Origin of the sequence: Erythrobacter sp. LQ02-29 (assembly GCF_022576075.2) — a bacterium.
Taxonomy (GTDB): domain Bacteria; phylum Pseudomonadota; class Alphaproteobacteria; order Sphingomonadales; family Sphingomonadaceae; genus Alteriqipengyuania.
The window spans coordinates 2,553,941-2,569,171 of sequence record NZ_JANCNT010000001.1 but is presented as its reverse complement, the minus strand read 5'-3'; the positions used below and the strand labels follow the sequence as shown (position 1 = coordinate 2,569,171).

Genomic DNA, 15,231 nt, shown 5'->3' with positions numbered 1-15,231 from the left:
CTTTTTCCGCGCCGCCTTTGTCGCTAGGGCGCAAGGCGCAATGCTGACGCTGCCCAACATATTGACCCTGTCGCGCATCCTGGGCGTGCCCCTGCTCGCCTTCTTCCTGTGGTGGCCGAACTGGCAGTTCGGTTACGTGGTGGGATTCGTCCTCTACTGCGTGATCGGCCTGACCGATTATCTCGATGGCTATCTCGCACGGGCGCAGGGGGCGGTGTCGAAGCTGGGCATCTTCCTCGATCCGATCGCGGACAAGATCATGGTGGCGGCGGTGATCCTGGTGCTGACGGCGCAAGGGTTCCTGCGCGGGCCGTTCGTCGGCGACATGCATGTGATCGCCGGGCTGGTGATCCTGGTGCGCGAGATCGCGGTGTCGGGCCTGCGCGAATTTCTCGGCGGACTGCAAGTGTCCGTGCCGGTCTCGCGGCTGGCGAAATGGAAGACGGCGTTCCAGCTGATCTCGCTCGGCGCGCTGATCCTGGGCGGTGCGGTGGAGGGCATTCCGTGCCAGTCGGTTTACGAACAATGCGGGCAGCTGGCGGACCAGTGGATTCACTTGACCGGCCTTGCCTGCCTGTGGGCGGCGGCGGTCCTGACGCTCGTGACTGGATGGGATTACCTGCGCGTCGGCCTCAGGCACATGGACTGAGGATGGAACACCGAACGGGGTTTTTGCAAAACTTCGGCGGGGCTGAAAGGCGAGAGATTTCCTGCATTTGATGCCGGTTTCCTTAGCGGAAGAGTCATCTTCCGTCCTGCGGGCTAACCATATGGTCGAACACGACATATTGCCGGGTTTATCGTCCCGGGGCGGGGTAGGAAACCGGTCCCGCCGGGCAGCGCGCCCTACGAGCGCCTATCGGTGACGTTTCCGGACCGATCGCGAATGATCGCAAGAACGTTTTCTTCGATGTCGCCCAGGGTGCGTTCGCCCCACCATCCCAGATACCAGCCCAGGCGCGAGCGCATCCGATAGTGTGTCGACAATATCACCCGTGTCGACCCGTTCTCTCGCGGGTGCAAGTCATAACCCCCGCCGACCAGTTTGAGTATCGGTCCATCGGGGGCGATATGGCGATCCGTATAGCGCTGTATCGAATCGTCGGGGAAGGCGAAGCGCCATGCGATGCTTCGCCCGGGCACCACCTTGGTCACGATCTCCTCGAAGCGGATATCGCGCCCCCAGCGTGCCTTGCGGACCAACAGTCCCGCGCGGTGCACAAGCCGCGCTTCCCGCGGTCGCGCGACCCCCAGCAGATCGTGGGTGAATGTCCGCCGCCCTTCGTTTTCGGCGATATCGGGTATCTCGACCAGATAGGGCCAAATTTCGGAGGGCGGTGCATCGATGTCGATGGAGCGGGACACGATGCGATCTTTCCATGGCGCGGGGGCGGCCATTTCCGCCCAGATAATGGCAAAGGGTACCAGCGCGAGCCCCACGGAATTCAGGCGCGCGCCACCACTGTCCCCATCGCTTCCGCCTGCCGTATATTTCAAGAGATAGACGGCAAAGGCACCGCCCGCACCGCCCACAATCCAGAGTGGGAGGATCATCGCGATGCAAATCAACCCCTCGAACCCACCGAGCCAGACGATTGCAAGAATAGCCACGAGCAGCGCCACAGGGATGATGAGGCAGCCCGTGAGTGGGTAGTCGTCGGCAGTGTACATGCGCCGGGCGTAAAGTGCCCCGATCGCGAATGGGAATGCCAGCAGGGCTCCAATTCCGCTCGTAGCGAATGCGAAGCCGGGGCCAAACGCAAGCCAGCCGAAGGCCGCTATCATCAGCACCACCATCGCGAGGTCCAGCCAAAGACCATGGCGATCAGCCCTGGAGGTATTCCGATCCTTCATCCCGTCTCCTTCGAGACCCCTGCAGCGCGCGGCAGAGAGAAGATGCGCTACGGTGCCCGGCTATCCGGGGACACTACCCCTTGCGCAGTTCCTCGGCCAGCAGGCGGAATTCGTCGCCGCGGGGGGAGTTCTTGCGCCAGACCAGCGCGATTTCGCGGTCGGGCGCGTCCGACTTGATCGGGCGGGCGACGACGTGGGTGCCGTTCAGGATACCAGCATCCAGCGCCATCTCGGGCAGCATGGTGAGGCCCAGATCGTTGTCCACCATCTGCACCAGCGTGTGCAGGCTGGTCCCGATCATCGCCGCGCTGGCGCGCAGTTCGGGGCGGTTGCAGGCAGCCAGCGCGTGATCCTTCAGGCAATGGCCGTCTTCCAGCAGCAGCAGGCGCCCCTCGTCGATCATCGCAGGCTTGATCTCGGCGGGCGGATCGCGTGGATCGCCTTCGGGGAAGGCCACGAACAGCCGGTCGTTCGCGATATGCTCCTGCTCCACCTCGCCGGTGGGGAAGGGGAGGGCGAGCAGCACGCAGTCGCTGCGCCCGTGATGCAGCGATTCGATCGCGTCGGCGCTGGTTTCCTCGCGCAGGAACAGTTTCAGTTCGGGGCGGTCCTTGCGCAGGCGGGGCAGGATGCGCGGCAACAGGAACGGCGCGATGGTGGGGATCACGCTCATCCGCACGGTGCCGGTCAGCGGTTTGCCCGCCGCCTGGACGATGTCGGTCAGCTCCTCCGCCTCGCGCAGCAGGCGATGAGCCTTTTCCACCACTTGGTTGCCTAGCGGGGTGAAGCGGACCACGCGCCGGCTGCGCTCCACCAGCGTGACGCCCAGCAGCGATTCCAGCTCGCGGATACCGGCCGACAGGGTCGATTGCGAAACGAAGCTCGCCTCCGCCGCGCGGCCGAAATGCCCGTGCTCGTGCAGCGCGATGAGATATTGCAGCTGCTTGATCGTGGGCAGATAGGTGCTCACTCCGCCGCCTGATCCGCCATGTCCGCCATGGCGGGTTCGCTGCGCTCGTCCATATGCGTCATCTTCAGCCGCCCGTCCTCGACCGCGAAGCCGAGCTTGCCCTCGACCAGGTCGAGCGCGTCCTTCCCGAAGGTTTCGTACCGCCAGCCCTTCAGCACCGGCAGGTCGCGCACGCCCGCGGCCAGCGCTTCCATCTCGTCGCTGCGGGTCAGCAGGCGCGCGGCGATGTCGATCTCGCGGCTGCGGATCTTCAGCAGCAGCTTAAGCAGGTCGGCGACCAGCGCCCCTTCCTTGCCCAGCGGCGCGCCGCGCTTCGGCTTCTCGGGCATTTCGGACTTCGGCAGCGGCTCGGCGTCTTCGATCACCTTCAGCAGCCGCTTGCCGATATCGTTGTCCTTCCACGCATTGGACAGGCCGCGCACCTTGGCGAGATCGGCCTGTTTCTTGGGTGGATGGCTGGCGATGTCCGCCAGCGTCTCGTCGCGCATGATGCGGCCGCGCGGGATGTTCTTGTGCTTCGCCTCGCCCTCGCGCCACGCCGCCAGCGCCTTCAGCCGGCCCAGCACCTGCGCATTGCGCCCGGGCGAACGGATCCGCTTCCACGCAAGGCTCGGATCGTTCTCGTAATTCGCCGGATCGGCGAGCTTTTCCATTTCCGCGTCGAGCCAGGCACCGCGCCCGGTCTTGATCAGCTTCTTCAGGATCTTGGGGAAGATCTGCGCCAGGTAGGTGACGTCGCCGATGGCGTATTCGATCTGCCGGTCGGTCAGCGGGCGACGGCTCCAGTCGGTGAAGCGCGCGCCCTTGTCGATCGTCTTGTTCAGCCAGCTTTCGACCATATTGGCGTAGCCGATCTGCTCGCTCTGGCTGACCGCCATCATCGCGATCTGCGTGTCGAAGATCGGGTGCGGGGTCTTGCCGGTAAGGTTGTAGATGATCTCGACATCCTGCCCGCCGGCGTGGAATATCTTCAGCACGTCCTCGTTGTCGGTGAGGAGGTCCAGCATCGGGGTCAGGTCGATCCCGTCGGCCAGCGGATCGACCGCGGCGGCTTCCTGATCATTGCCGAGCTGCACCAGGCACAGTTCCGGCCAGTAGGTGTTCTCGCGCATGAATTCGGTATCGACGCAGACGAAGTCGGATTTGGCGAGCCGCTCGCACAGCGCGGCGAGGGTCTCGGTATCGGTGATAAGGTCGTGGATTTTCATGATGTCTTTCTTTGGCTGTTCGGGCGGAGTACCGCCCTCGGCGCTCGCCCTCGCTTGACAAAGCGGGGCGCATGGCCTGTTAGCGCGCGCACAGCCGAAAGGGGGCCGCCCGCGAACCACGCGCGCCCTTAGCGCGATCCCTGCCGAATTGGAAAGCGAACAATACAATGCATGCCTATCGCACCCACACCTGCGCCCAGCTGACGAAAGACGATGTCGGGTCCACCGTGCGCCTGTCGGGCTGGATCCACCGCAAGCGCGACCATGGCGGCGTGCTGTTCGTGGACCTGCGCGATCATTACGGCATGACGCAGATCGTGGCGGACGAGGACAGCCCGGCGCTGGAGCTGCTCGATTCGCTGAAGCTGGAAAGCGTCGTCACCATCGATGGCGAGGTGAAGGCGCGCAGTGAGGGTACGGTCAATGCCAACCTGCCGACCGGCGCGATCGAGGTGTTCGCGCGCGAGTGCACCGTGCAGTCGAAGGCGGACGAGCTGCCGCTGCCGGTCGCGGGGGAGCAGGAATATCCCGAAGACATTCGCCTCAAATATCGCTTCGTCGATCTGCGCCGTGAGACCATGCATGCGAACATCATGCTGCGCAGCAACGTGATCTCCAGCCTGCGCCGCCGGATGCAGGACCAGGGCTTCACCGAGTTCCAGACCCCGATCCTGGCCGCCTCCAGCCCGGAGGGCGCGCGCGACTATATCGTGCCCAGCCGCCTGCATCCCGGCACCTTCTATGCGCTGCCGCAGGCCCCGCAGATGTTCAAGCAGCTGCTGATGGTCGCGGGCTTCGACCGCTATTTCCAGATCGCGCCGTGCTTTCGCGACGAAGACCTGCGCGCCGACCGCAGCCCGGAGTTCTACCAGCTCGATTTCGAGATGAGCTTCGTCACGCAGGAAGACGTGTTCCAGGCGATCGAGCCGGTGCTGGCCGGCGTGTTCGAGGAGTTCTCGAACGGCAAGAGCGTGACGCCCGCGGGCGAATTTCCGCGCATCCCCTATGCCGAAGCGATGCTGAAGTATGGCAGCGACAAGCCGGACCTGCGCAACCCGCTGGAAATCAGCGACGTTACCGAGCACTTCACCAGTTCCGGTTTCGGCCTGTTCGAGAAGATCGTGGGCGGCGGCGGCCGCGTGCGCGTGATCCCGGCACCGAACACGCACGAGAAGAGCCGCAAGTTCTTCGACGACATGAACGATTGGGCGCGCCACGAAGGCTTCGCGGGTCTGGGCTATGTCACCCGCAAGGGCGGTGAGTTCGGCGGCCCGATCGCCAAGAACCACGGGACCGAGGGCATGGAGAAGCTCTACGCCGAACTCGGGCTGGGCGAAAACGACGGCCTGTTCTTCGCCGCGGGTAAGGAAAAGGACGCGGCCAAGCTGGCCGGTGCCGCACGGACTCGTGTGGGTGAGGAGCTGGGTCTGATCGAGCAGGGCTGCTTCAAGTTCTGCTGGATCGTCGATTTCCCGATGTTCGAATATGACGAGGACCTCAAGAAGGTCGATTTCAGCCACAACCCCTTCTCGATGCCGCAGGGCGAGATGGAGGCGCTGGAGAGCAAGGATCCGCTCGATATCCTGGCCTGGCAGTACGACATCGTCTGCAACGGTTATGAACTGAGCTCGGGCGCGATCCGGAACCATCGCCCGGAAATCATGTACAAGGCGTTCGAGATCGCGGGCTATTCGAAGGAAGACGTCGACGCGAATTTCTCCGGCATGATCGAGGCGTTCAAGCTGGGCGCACCGCCGCACGGCGGCTCCGCGCCGGGGATCGACCGCATCGTGATGCTGCTGGCGGACGAGCCCAACATCCGCGAGGTCATCGCCTTCCCGCTCAACCAGCGGGCGCAGGACCTAATGATGGGCGCGCCCAGCGCCGTCAGCCCGCGCCAGCTGCGCGACGTGCATATCCGCACCGTCGAACCGCCCAAGACCGCGCCCGGCGAAACCACCCGCGTCGACCGCGCGGGGGAGTGATCGGGCACTTGCGCTGCGCCCGACCGTTCATTAGGGCGAAAGCAATTCGATAACCCCAGATGAGAGGGACACAAATGAGCGATACCGCCGAACGCGTGCAGAAGATCGTCGTCGAGCATCTCGGCGTGGAAGCCGACAAGGTTACCCAGGATGCCAGCTTCATCGACGATCTGGGCGCCGACAGCCTCGACATCGTCGAGCTGGTGATGACCTTCGAAAACGAATTCGGGATCGAGATCCCCGACGACGCGGCCGAGAAGATCACCACCGTCGGCGATGCGACCAAGTATATCGACGAGCACAAGGGCTAAGGCCTCCAGGCTCGCGAAGCCCGCCAGGGTCATGCAGGCTCAGCCCCGGCGGGCTGGGCCTGTTTTCTTTTGAGACGAATTTCCGAATGGAGAACACCATGCGCCGCGTAGTCGTTACCGGGCTCGGCCTCGTCACCCCGCTGGGAGCCGATGTGGAAACCACCTGGGCGAACCTGATCGCCAGCAAGAGCGGCGCGGGGCCGATCACGCGCTTCGATGCAAGCGATCAGAAGTGCCAGATCGCCTGCGAGGTGAAGCCGGCCGATCACGAATGGGGCTTCGATCCGGGCAAGCGCGTGGATCACAAGGTGCAGCGGCAGGTCGATCCGTTCATCGTCTACGGCATCGACGCCGCCGGCCAGGCGCTGGAAGATGCCGGACTCACCGAGATGAGCGACGCCGAGAAGGAGCGCGCCGGTTGCTCGATCGGATCGGGCATCGGCGGGCTGCCGGGGATCGAAAGCGAATCGATCGTGCTGCACGAGCGCGGGCCGGGCCGGGTCAGTCCGCACTTCGTCCACGGGCGACTGATCAACCTCGTTTCGGGCCAGGTTTCGATCAAATACGGACTGATGGGGCCCAATCACGCGGTAGTAACGGCTTGCTCCACCGGCGCGCATTCGATTGGCGATGCCGCGCGCATGATCAAGGATGGCGATGCCGACGTAATGCTGGCGGGCGGTGCGGAAGGCACCATCAATCCGCTGGGCGTCGCCGGCTTTGCACAGGCCCGCGCGCTCAACACCGGCTATAACGACCGCCCGACCGAGGCGAGCCGCCCCTACGACCGGGACCGCGAGGGATTCGTCATGGGTGAGGGCGCGGGTGTCGTCGTGCTCGAGGAATACGAACACGCCAAGGCGCGCGGTGCGAAGATCTACGGCGAAGTCGTGGGCTACGGCCTTTCGGGCGATGCCTACCACGTTACCGCGCCACATCCGGAAGGGAAGGGCGCGGAGCTCGCCATGCGCATGGCGCTGAAGAAGGCGGGGCTGGAGCCTGGCGATATCGACTACGTCAACGCGCACGGCACCAGCACCATGGCCGACACGATCGAACTGGCTGCGGTGAAGCGCGTGCTGGGCGACGATCTGGGCGGCGCGAGCATGTCGAGCACCAAATCGGCGATCGGCCACCTGCTGGGCGGCGCGGGCGCGGTAGAGGCGATCTTCTGCCTGCTCGCCATGCGCGACGGGGTGGTTCCGCCCACACTCAATCTCGACAACCCGGACGAGGGGACCGAAGGCGTCGACCTGGTGCCGCACACCGCGAAGAAGCGCGAAGTGAACGCCGTCCTCAACAACAGCTTCGGCTTCGGCGGGACCAATGCCAGCCTGGTGATGCGCAAGGTCGACTGACATGCGCCGCATCGTTCCGCTGGCGATTGCCCTCGTCGTCGCGGTCGTCGGCGCCGCGCTGATCTGGTTCGCCTGGGGCTGGTACGGGTCGAGCAAGGTAGAGAAGGAAACCTTCTTCATCGTGCCCTCCGGCGCGACGCTGACCTCCGTCGCGCACGAACTGGAGGATGACGGCCTGATCGCGTCCGCCGACCGGTTCCTGGTGCGGGCGAAGTTTCTCGGCAGCGGCGATCCGGTCAAGGCGGGGGAATTCGCGCTGCCCGCCGGTGCGAGCCCTGCGCAGATCCTCGACACGTTCCAGCATGGCGAGGTGATCCGCCGCTTTGTCGCCATCCCGGAAGGGATGCCGTCGATCATGGTCTACGAGCGGCTGATGGCCGAGCCGCTGCTGACCGGCAAGATTTCCGTGCCCAAGGAAGGCTCGGTGCTGCCCGCGACCTACGATTTCGAGCGTGGCGAGCCGCGAGCGGCCGTGCTGGCGCGGATGCAGGCGGGCATGAAGACCTTCCTCGCCGAAGCCTGGCCCCGGCGCAAACCGGGTATCGCGGTCGACAATATTCAGGACGCGGTGACGCTCGCCTCGATCGTGGAGAAGGAAACGGGCTTGCCGAAGGAGCGGCGCATGGTCGCCGGGCTCTATTCAAACCGGCTGAAGGACGGGATGCGGCTGCAGGCCGATCCGACGCTGATCTACCCGATCACCAAGGGCAAACCGCTGGGCCGCCGGATCGAGCGTTCGGAAATTAGGGCGGTCAACGGGTACAACACCTATAGCATGACCGGCCTGCCGAAGGGGCCGATCACCAATCCCGGCCGCGCCTCGATCGAAGCGGTGCTGAACCCCGCACCGACCGATGCGGTCTACATGGTGGCGGACGGGACCGGCGGGCACGTATTCGCCAAGACGCTCGAAGAGCACAATGCGAACGTGCAGAAATGGTACAGGATTCGCAAAGCGCGCGGGGAGATGTGAGCGACCCGTTCATCGTGACCGCGGCGCTGCCGGGCGAAATTTTTGCCTGGGCTGATCGGTTGCGACAGGCGCATTTTCCCGCCGAGCGCAACCACCTGAAGGCGCATGTGACGCTGTTCCACGCCTTCGCGCCGACGCTGTTCGACGAACTCAAGACCGTGCTGCCCCAGATCGCCGCCGACACCGCGCCGCCCGAGGCCGAACTGGGCGGGCTGATGAACCTGGGTCGCGGCACGGCGATCGATATCCGCAGCCCGAGGATGCTCGAGGTGCGCGAACGGATCGCGGAGCGGTTTCACGGCGCGCTGACGAAACAGGACCAGCACAAGCCGCGCCTGCATATTACCGTGCAGAACAAGGTCGAGCCGAACGCGGCGAAGGCATTGCAGCGCGAGCTGGATGGCAGTTACGAACGCCACCGCTTCGGCTTTACCGGCCTGGAACTCCACATCTATCGCGGCGGACCGTGGGAGTTCGTGAAACGCTGGTCGTTTCGCGGTTGACCGGGGGCGGGTGCGCCGATAAACGCGCCGCCTTGCCCCGGCATATGCGCCGGGCGCGGCCCTGTGGGGCGGAGTAGCTCAGGTGGTTAGAGCAGCGGAATCATAATCCGCGTGTCGGGGGTTCAAGTCCCTCCTCCGCTACCATTTTCGATACCTCTACGAATTCGACGGCTCGGCTTTCGCTAGGCTGCCTGGCCGGTGTCGCTGCGCTCACGGCTTTCTGCGCTCTATCACGATCCGGCTTGGGTTGGAGCGTCCCTCCATCGTGCCCCTCCAACCCGGTGTTACCCTGGGTTATAGAGCGCTTGCTCGAGCGTGCTTGCGCGCCGCGTCCTAAAAAGATAGTTTACACTATCTAATTGTGGGGGCGGAGAATATGAGAAACCTGGTCAGGCTGTCGCTTCTCTTGGGCACCCAAGCGATCTGGGTGGCCCCCGCAAGCGCGCAGACGACCGCGCCGGTCGACGAGCGACAGCCTGAGGAAGCACGGCGGGTCGAGCTCAACGAGATCGTCGTCACCGCCCAGCGCCGCGAGCAGTCATTACAGGACGTGCCGATCAGCGTGCGCGCCTTCGATGCCGAGGCGATCGCGGCGCTGAATGCGCAGACGGTGGGCGATCTGGATGCGTTCACGCCCGGGCTGGAGATCAACGATACCTCCGTCACGCAGCCGCGCTTTTCCATTCGCGGCGTGGTCACTGACGATTTCGGCATCGGCACCGAGCCATCGGTCGGTATCTTCATCGACAACGTCTATTCCGCGCGCACCGGTGCCTCGCTGATCTTTTTCAACGATGTCGAGCGGGTCGAGGTGCTGAAGGGGCCGCAGGGCACGCTGTTCGGTCGCAACACCTCGGCCGGCGCGATCTCCATCACGACCAACAAGCCGAGCCAGCGCGTCGAGGCGTTCGGCACGGTACAATACGGCAATTACGATCAGGTCCGCATCGATGCGACCGGCAACCTGCCCCTGACCGATACGCTGGCGGTGCGTCTCAACGGCTCCTACAACCACCGCGACGGCTATCTGACCGACGCGCTGACGGGCGAAGACCGCGAGCGGGAGGGGAATATCTCCGGACGGATCGCGTTCGGCTGGACGCCCACGGTCGATACCGATGTCTATCTCACCTACGATCACGACGACACCGACAAGGACGGGCCGACCGCGGTCGGGATCAGCCCCTATGCGCTCAGCCAGGATCCCTTCGGGCCGTTCTCCAACGATGTTATAAACGATCGCGAAACCCGCAATCTGGATGGCGTCACCCTGACCGCCAATCACCGGCTGGGCGATCTGACGCTGACCAGCATCAGCGCCTACAAGACCTTCGAGACGCACAATCGGGAGGACGAGGACGGCACCGCCGATCCCACACGCTATTTCGATACCGAGAATATCGAGCACAATGAGAGCTTCTACCAGGAATTCCGGGGTTCCTACGAGGGCGAGCGACTGACCTTGCTGCTCGGCGCGAGCTATTTCTGGGAGGACGCGGAGCAGACCAGCGCGGTCACGTTCCTGACCGATTCCGTCGACAACGTCCTCAATCGCCTCGCCGGCCTGCCGCTGTTCACGATCCTGCAGGGACAGGGCCTGCCGGTGCTCGGGCTGACCTTCGAAGAGGACATGAACAATTTCGCGCGCAACAACAGCTACGCGGTCTATGGCGATGCGACCTACAGCCTGACCGACGATCTGCGGCTGACCGCGGGCATCCGCTACACCCATGACGACAAGCGTTTCACTTGGCTCAACGGACGGTTCATCTCGGCTGGTCTGGAGGCGATTACGGCACCCGGCGCGCTCTACAATGGTGTTCTGGCCGCGATCGGAAGCGATCCCGTTTTCCCGGATGGCGCCGACATTAGCGTCGCGACCTTCTACGATGCATTGATCGGCGACATCATCTTCGACGAGGGCGCGCTGGAGGGGGCGCGGGTCACGCGCGACGAAAGCTTCGACGATGTCAGCCCGCGTTTCGTGATCGAATACGAGCCGCGCGAGGACCTGCTCGTCTATGCGTCCGCCGCGCGCGGGTACAAGGCGGGCGGCTTTAACAGCACGGAGATCAATTCCTTCTTCGAGCCGGAGAACGTCTGGAACTACGAGGCCGGGTTCAAATCCGAACTGCTCGGTCGCCGACTGCGGTTCAATGGCTCGGCTTTCTACTTCAAGTACAAAAACCGCCAGTCGATCAGCCTGGAGGACGACAACACCTGCACCGAAGGGCTGTGCCTGCCGATGTACGTCACCCGTTCGGGTGATTCCGATGCCTGGGGCATCGATCTGGAGACGCAGTTCCGGGTCAGCAACGATCTGACCCTTTCGGCGATCGCGAGCTATCTGGACTCACGCTGGGTCACGCGTATCGAACGTGGGATAGACATTTCGGGTCAGCCGACCGGCGCGCCGGAACTCACCGCGGTGCTGGGCGCGCATTACGATCACGAACTCGCGAACACCTCCGCCATCTTCGCCGATGCCAGCTACAGCTATACGGGAAGGGGTCGGCTGAACGATGCGACGCGCGACAAATATGCGTCGATCAGCAATCTGGTGCGGCCCGACGTGTTCGACGAACTCGACGAACCGCGCAACCTCATCAACGCGCGCGTCGGCTGGCGTTCGCCCGGCGATCGTTACCAGATCGCCCTGTTCGTCGAGAACCTGCTGGACGACCAGAAGGTCCGCACGCTCGGCACGTTAAGTGCGGGGACCTTCCAAACGCCCTATGTTCGCCTGGACAAGCCCAGGTTCTACGGCATTTCCCTCAGCGCATCGTATTGATGGCATCGCTCAACCGGAGAGAGATCAGCATGCAACTGAAACATCTTGTCGTGGCCGCGCTGGCGGCGCTCAGCCTGGCGGCCTGCAATTCCAGCCCGCCGACCGACGCAGACGGCTTCGTCGACGATCCCGAGTTCGAGCAGCGGCTGCAGGAACAGCTTTTGGACGCAAAGGCGGGCGACGTGATCGAGATCCCCGCCGGCAAGTATCGGCTGAAACGCAGTCTGAGCCTTAGCGGCAACGACGTGACCTTGCGGGGCGAGGGGATGGACAAGACGATCCTTTCCTTTGCCGACCAGACGTCGGGCGCGGAAGGGCTGACCGTCACCGGTGACGACTTCACGCTCGAAGACCTGGCGATCGAGGACACCAAGGGCGATGCACTGAAAATCAACGGGACGAAGAACGCCGTGATCCGCCGGGTTCGCGCCGAGTGGACCGGGGAGCCGTCGGCGAAGAACGGGGCCTACGGGCTCTATCCCGTACAGGTCGAAAACGTGCTGATCGAGAATTCGGTCGTGCGCGGTGCCTCCGACGCGGGGATCTATGTCGGCCAGTCGAACAACGTCATCGTGCGCAACAATATCGCCGAGGGCAATGTCGCCGGGATCGAGATCGAGAACACCAGCAACGCCGATGTTTACGGCAACAAGACAACGAACAATTCCGGTGGCATCCTGGTCTTCAACATGCCCGATCTTCCGGTGCCCGGTGCCAGGACGCGCGTTCACGACAACGAAGTGGTCGCCAACAACCACGCCAATTTCGCGGCCCCCGGAAGCGCGGTCAGCTCCGTTCCGCCCGGATCGGGCGTGATCGTGAACTCGAACGACGAGGTCGAAATCTTCGACAACCGTATCGCCGACAACAACACCGCGAACGTCATCATCTCCAGCTATTACTCGACCGGTTTCGCCGATCGGGGGCTGGCCAAGGCCTACGATCCCTATCCCGAAAACATCTACGTCACCGGCAACACCTTCTCCGGAGGCGGGACCAATCCGGGCAAGGCCTATGCGGGTCTGAAGCAGGCCGTCGGCGGCGCGCTGCCCGCGGTGATCTGGGATGGGTTCGCCAATCCGGACAAGGCGAGCACCGGTATCTGCGTCGACAACGGAGATGCGCAGCTGCTCGATGCCGACGGCCCGAACAAGCTCGCCAATCCGCATATCGTGAAGACAGCGAACTGCGCCCCGGCGAGCCGGTTGCCGAAAATCACCTTGCCATCGAAAATGACCACCTCAGGCTGAAGATTACGCCCATGATCAGACCCGTCCTCCTCGCCCTTGTCGTTCTGCTCCTGAGTGCCTGCTCGTCCGCGGCGCCAAAGGAGGTGACGTTCCACGCGACCGACAATCCCGAGAAGCTGTCGGAGTGGGGATTGTTCACGGTGGCGGACGGGAAGATCACGCCGCACGAGGGCATGGTCACCTACGAGCTGAACTCGCCGCTGTTCAGCGATTACGCGCAGAAATGGCGCACCATCTGGATGCCGGCGAACGTCGCCGCGCAGTACGAGCCGCAACAGGCATTCGACTTTCCCGTCGGCACCATCATTACCAAGACGTTCTACTATACGGTGCCCGCCAGCGATCGGCCCGGCGAAAGCGACACCGTGCTCAAGATGACGCCCGCGATGTACCAGTCCGGCACCGACGGGCTCGACATCGGCCATGTCCGGATGATCGAGACCCGGCTGCTGGTCCGCCGGGCCGATGGCTGGGCCGCGCTGCCTTATGTCTGGAACTCGGACCAGACGGAGGCGACGCTGCAACGCGCGGGGGCCGACGTTCCGCTCACCATCAAGAGCTATAGCGACAGCAAGCGCTTCACCTATTCGGTGCCCAACGCGAACCAGTGCGCCGGGTGCCACGCCAGCAATTACGAGGATCGCGCGATCCATCCGATCGGGCTGAAGGCGCGGCATCTCAATCGCGATTTCGAGGGGCCCGGAGGGGAGATCAACCAGCTCCGGCGACTGGTGAAGCTGGGTTATCTGAAGGGCGTGCCGGGCATGGAGAACGTGCCGCACAATGCGAAGTGGGACGATAGCTCGCTGCCGATCGGCGATCGTGCGCGGTCCTATCTCGATATCAACTGCAGCCATTGTCACAGCGAGACCGGCCCGGCGCGGGTTTCCGGGCTGTGGCTGGCGAGCGAGGTGACCGATCTGCGCAAATGGGGGGTGTGCAAGCCCTCGGTGGCCGCCGGGCGTGGGACCGGGGGGCGCGATTTCGACATCCTCCCCGGAGAACCGCATCAGTCCATCCTGACCTATCGCCTCGAAAGCACCGATCCGGGCGAGATGATGCCCGAGGTCGGTCGCAGCCTGGAGCACAAGGAGGGGGTCGATCTCGTCACCCGGTGGATATCGCAGCTGACCGATAGCTGTGACGTCGCCCGTGCCGCGCGATCTGGCCGGGAGCCGGCGACCGGTTAGCGAACGCCGGGATCAGCGGCCCATTAGCTTAGCGGTCTGCTCGAACACCTCGCCGGGTCTGACGCTATCGTCTTCCGCGACGAGCTCGTCGACCGCGAAGCCGATCTCGACCGTCAGCCGCAGCCGCCGCCAGAGTTCGTCGCGCGGCAGGGTAGAGCCCGCGCGGATATAGGCATCGGTCAGCAGATCGGTGACGTAATGATGCGATTCGAGCCGGATATGCGCCAGCCGCGGCGAGGCCCGCAAGGCGCGCAAAATCCACATCGCACCCGGTTCGCTGCGCGTCACCTCGTGCGTTGCGCGCAGCAGCTCCTCGGTATTGCCCCGAAACGATGCGATGCCGTCGGGCTCGTGGCGCGCAACCCACGCCTTCAGCGCGTCGTTCTGCCGCTCCATCAGCCGCCGTCCCAGCGCCTCGAGCACCGCGTCCTTGTCGCGGAAATATCGGTACAGCGCGGGCGGCGTCACGTCGGCGCGCGCGCAGATCATGTTGGTCGTGATACGGTCCACGCCGACCTCGGCCAACAGCTCGCCCGCAGCCTGAAGCAGCGCATCGTAGGTGGCCCGCGCGCGCTTCTGCTTGGGCGTAGCCGGTCCGAAGGAATTCTTCTGTCGCATGATCGCCGCCCCCCTTTGCGATAAGGCGGTGGGTGGTTCAACTCGCTTTGAAAGTAATCTGAAATTCGGCGGGCGAGGCCTGCCGATCCCATTCGGCCTGTGGTTCGCATTGGTCCGAGAGGTCAATGTCGGCGCAGTTTCCCTCGATCCCGGCATGGTTTATGCGATCATGACAAGGGGGCGGCAACACCGCGCTCGAATGGGGGAGAGAGACAGTGCG

13 protein-coding genes and 1 tRNA gene are annotated in these 15,231 nt (G+C 64.1%); 10 read left to right on the top strand and 4 right to left on the bottom strand.

All coding sequences use genetic code 11. The features are described 5' to 3' along the window. The first annotated feature begins 40 nt into the window (after positions 1 to 40). Entirely contained in the window at positions 41 to 649 is a 609-nt protein-coding gene (pgsA, locus tag MKP08_RS12540) for a CDP-diacylglycerol--glycerol-3-phosphate 3-phosphatidyltransferase (RefSeq protein ID WP_241554114.1), read from the top strand. Positions 650 to 846: 197 nt separating this feature from the next. Here the strand turns inward: pgsA and MKP08_RS12535 are convergent, their stop codons facing one another. From MKP08_RS12535 to rnd, 3 genes are all read right to left on the bottom strand, one after another. Then, positions 847 to 1,854, bottom strand: coding sequence for an SRPBCC family protein (locus MKP08_RS12535; RefSeq protein ID WP_241554113.1), 1,008 nt, complete (start codon positions 1,852 to 1,854; stop codon positions 847 to 849). A gap of 73 nt (positions 1,855 to 1,927) precedes the next feature. After that, a complete protein-coding gene (locus tag MKP08_RS12530) occupies positions 1,928 to 2,824 on the bottom strand; it encodes a hydrogen peroxide-inducible genes activator (protein ID WP_215227823.1) in 897 nt (298 codons plus the stop codon). Then, positions 2,821 to 4,032: a ribonuclease D gene (gene rnd, locus MKP08_RS12525; RefSeq protein WP_241554112.1), complete on the bottom strand. Its 1,212-nt coding sequence runs from the start codon at positions 4,030 to 4,032 to the stop codon at positions 2,821 to 2,823. The genes MKP08_RS12530 and rnd overlap by 4 nt, the downstream gene beginning before the upstream one ends. Positions 4,033 to 4,199: 167 nt before the next feature. On the opposite strand from rnd, the gene aspS reads away from it, so the two are divergent. The 9 genes from aspS to MKP08_RS12480 all read left to right on the top strand — a co-directional run bounded on the left by aspS (position 4,200) and on the right by MKP08_RS12480 (position 14,393). Continuing rightward, complete coding sequence (gene aspS, locus MKP08_RS12520) at positions 4,200 to 6,017, top strand: aspartate--tRNA ligase (protein ID WP_241554111.1); 1,818 nt, start codon at positions 4,200 to 4,202, stop codon at positions 6,015 to 6,017. Positions 6,018 to 6,091: 74 nt separating this feature from the next. After that, positions 6,092 to 6,328 carry an acyl carrier protein gene (locus tag MKP08_RS12515; RefSeq protein ID WP_215227826.1) on the top strand — a complete coding sequence of 79 codons (237 nt, stop codon included), beginning with the start codon at positions 6,092 to 6,094 and terminating at the stop codon, positions 6,326 to 6,328. A gap of 98 nt (positions 6,329 to 6,426) precedes the next feature. Continuing rightward, positions 6,427 to 7,686 carry a beta-ketoacyl-ACP synthase II gene (gene fabF / locus MKP08_RS12510; RefSeq protein WP_241554110.1) on the top strand — a complete coding sequence of 420 codons (1,260 nt, stop codon included), beginning with the start codon at positions 6,427 to 6,429 and terminating at the stop codon, positions 7,684 to 7,686. Between the two features lies 1 nt (position 7,687). Next, on the top strand, positions 7,688 to 8,659 hold the full coding sequence (gene mltG / locus MKP08_RS12505; protein ID WP_241554109.1) for an endolytic transglycosylase MltG: 972 nt from the start codon (positions 7,688 to 7,690) through the stop codon (positions 8,657 to 8,659). Further along, positions 8,656 to 9,162 (top strand): 2'-5' RNA ligase family protein, encoded by a 507-nt coding sequence (locus MKP08_RS12500; RefSeq protein WP_241554108.1) that lies wholly within the window; start codon positions 8,656 to 8,658, stop codon positions 9,160 to 9,162. The genes mltG and MKP08_RS12500 overlap by 4 nt, the downstream gene beginning before the upstream one ends. Before the next feature lie 67 nt (positions 9,163 to 9,229). After that, positions 9,230 to 9,306, top strand: a tRNA-Met gene (locus tag MKP08_RS12495). 232 nt (positions 9,307 to 9,538) lie between these two features. Further along, positions 9,539 to 11,953 carry a TonB-dependent receptor gene (locus tag MKP08_RS12490; RefSeq protein ID WP_241554107.1) on the top strand — a complete coding sequence of 805 codons (2,415 nt, stop codon included), beginning with the start codon at positions 9,539 to 9,541 and terminating at the stop codon, positions 11,951 to 11,953. 29 nt (positions 11,954 to 11,982) lie between these two features. Beyond that, positions 11,983 to 13,203 (top strand): parallel beta-helix domain-containing protein, encoded by a 1,221-nt coding sequence (locus MKP08_RS12485; protein ID WP_241554106.1) that lies wholly within the window; start codon positions 11,983 to 11,985, stop codon positions 13,201 to 13,203. A gap of 11 nt (positions 13,204 to 13,214) precedes the next feature. Beyond that, a complete protein-coding gene (locus MKP08_RS12480) occupies positions 13,215 to 14,393 on the top strand; it encodes an SO2930 family diheme c-type cytochrome (protein ID WP_241554105.1) in 1,179 nt (392 codons plus the stop codon). 12 nt (positions 14,394 to 14,405) lie between these two features. On the opposite strand, the gene MKP08_RS12475 is transcribed toward MKP08_RS12480, so the two are convergent. Next, positions 14,406 to 15,011 carry a TetR/AcrR family transcriptional regulator gene (locus MKP08_RS12475; protein WP_241554104.1) on the bottom strand — a complete coding sequence of 202 codons (606 nt, stop codon included), beginning with the start codon at positions 15,009 to 15,011 and terminating at the stop codon, positions 14,406 to 14,408. Positions 15,012 to 15,231 lie beyond the last annotated feature (220 nt).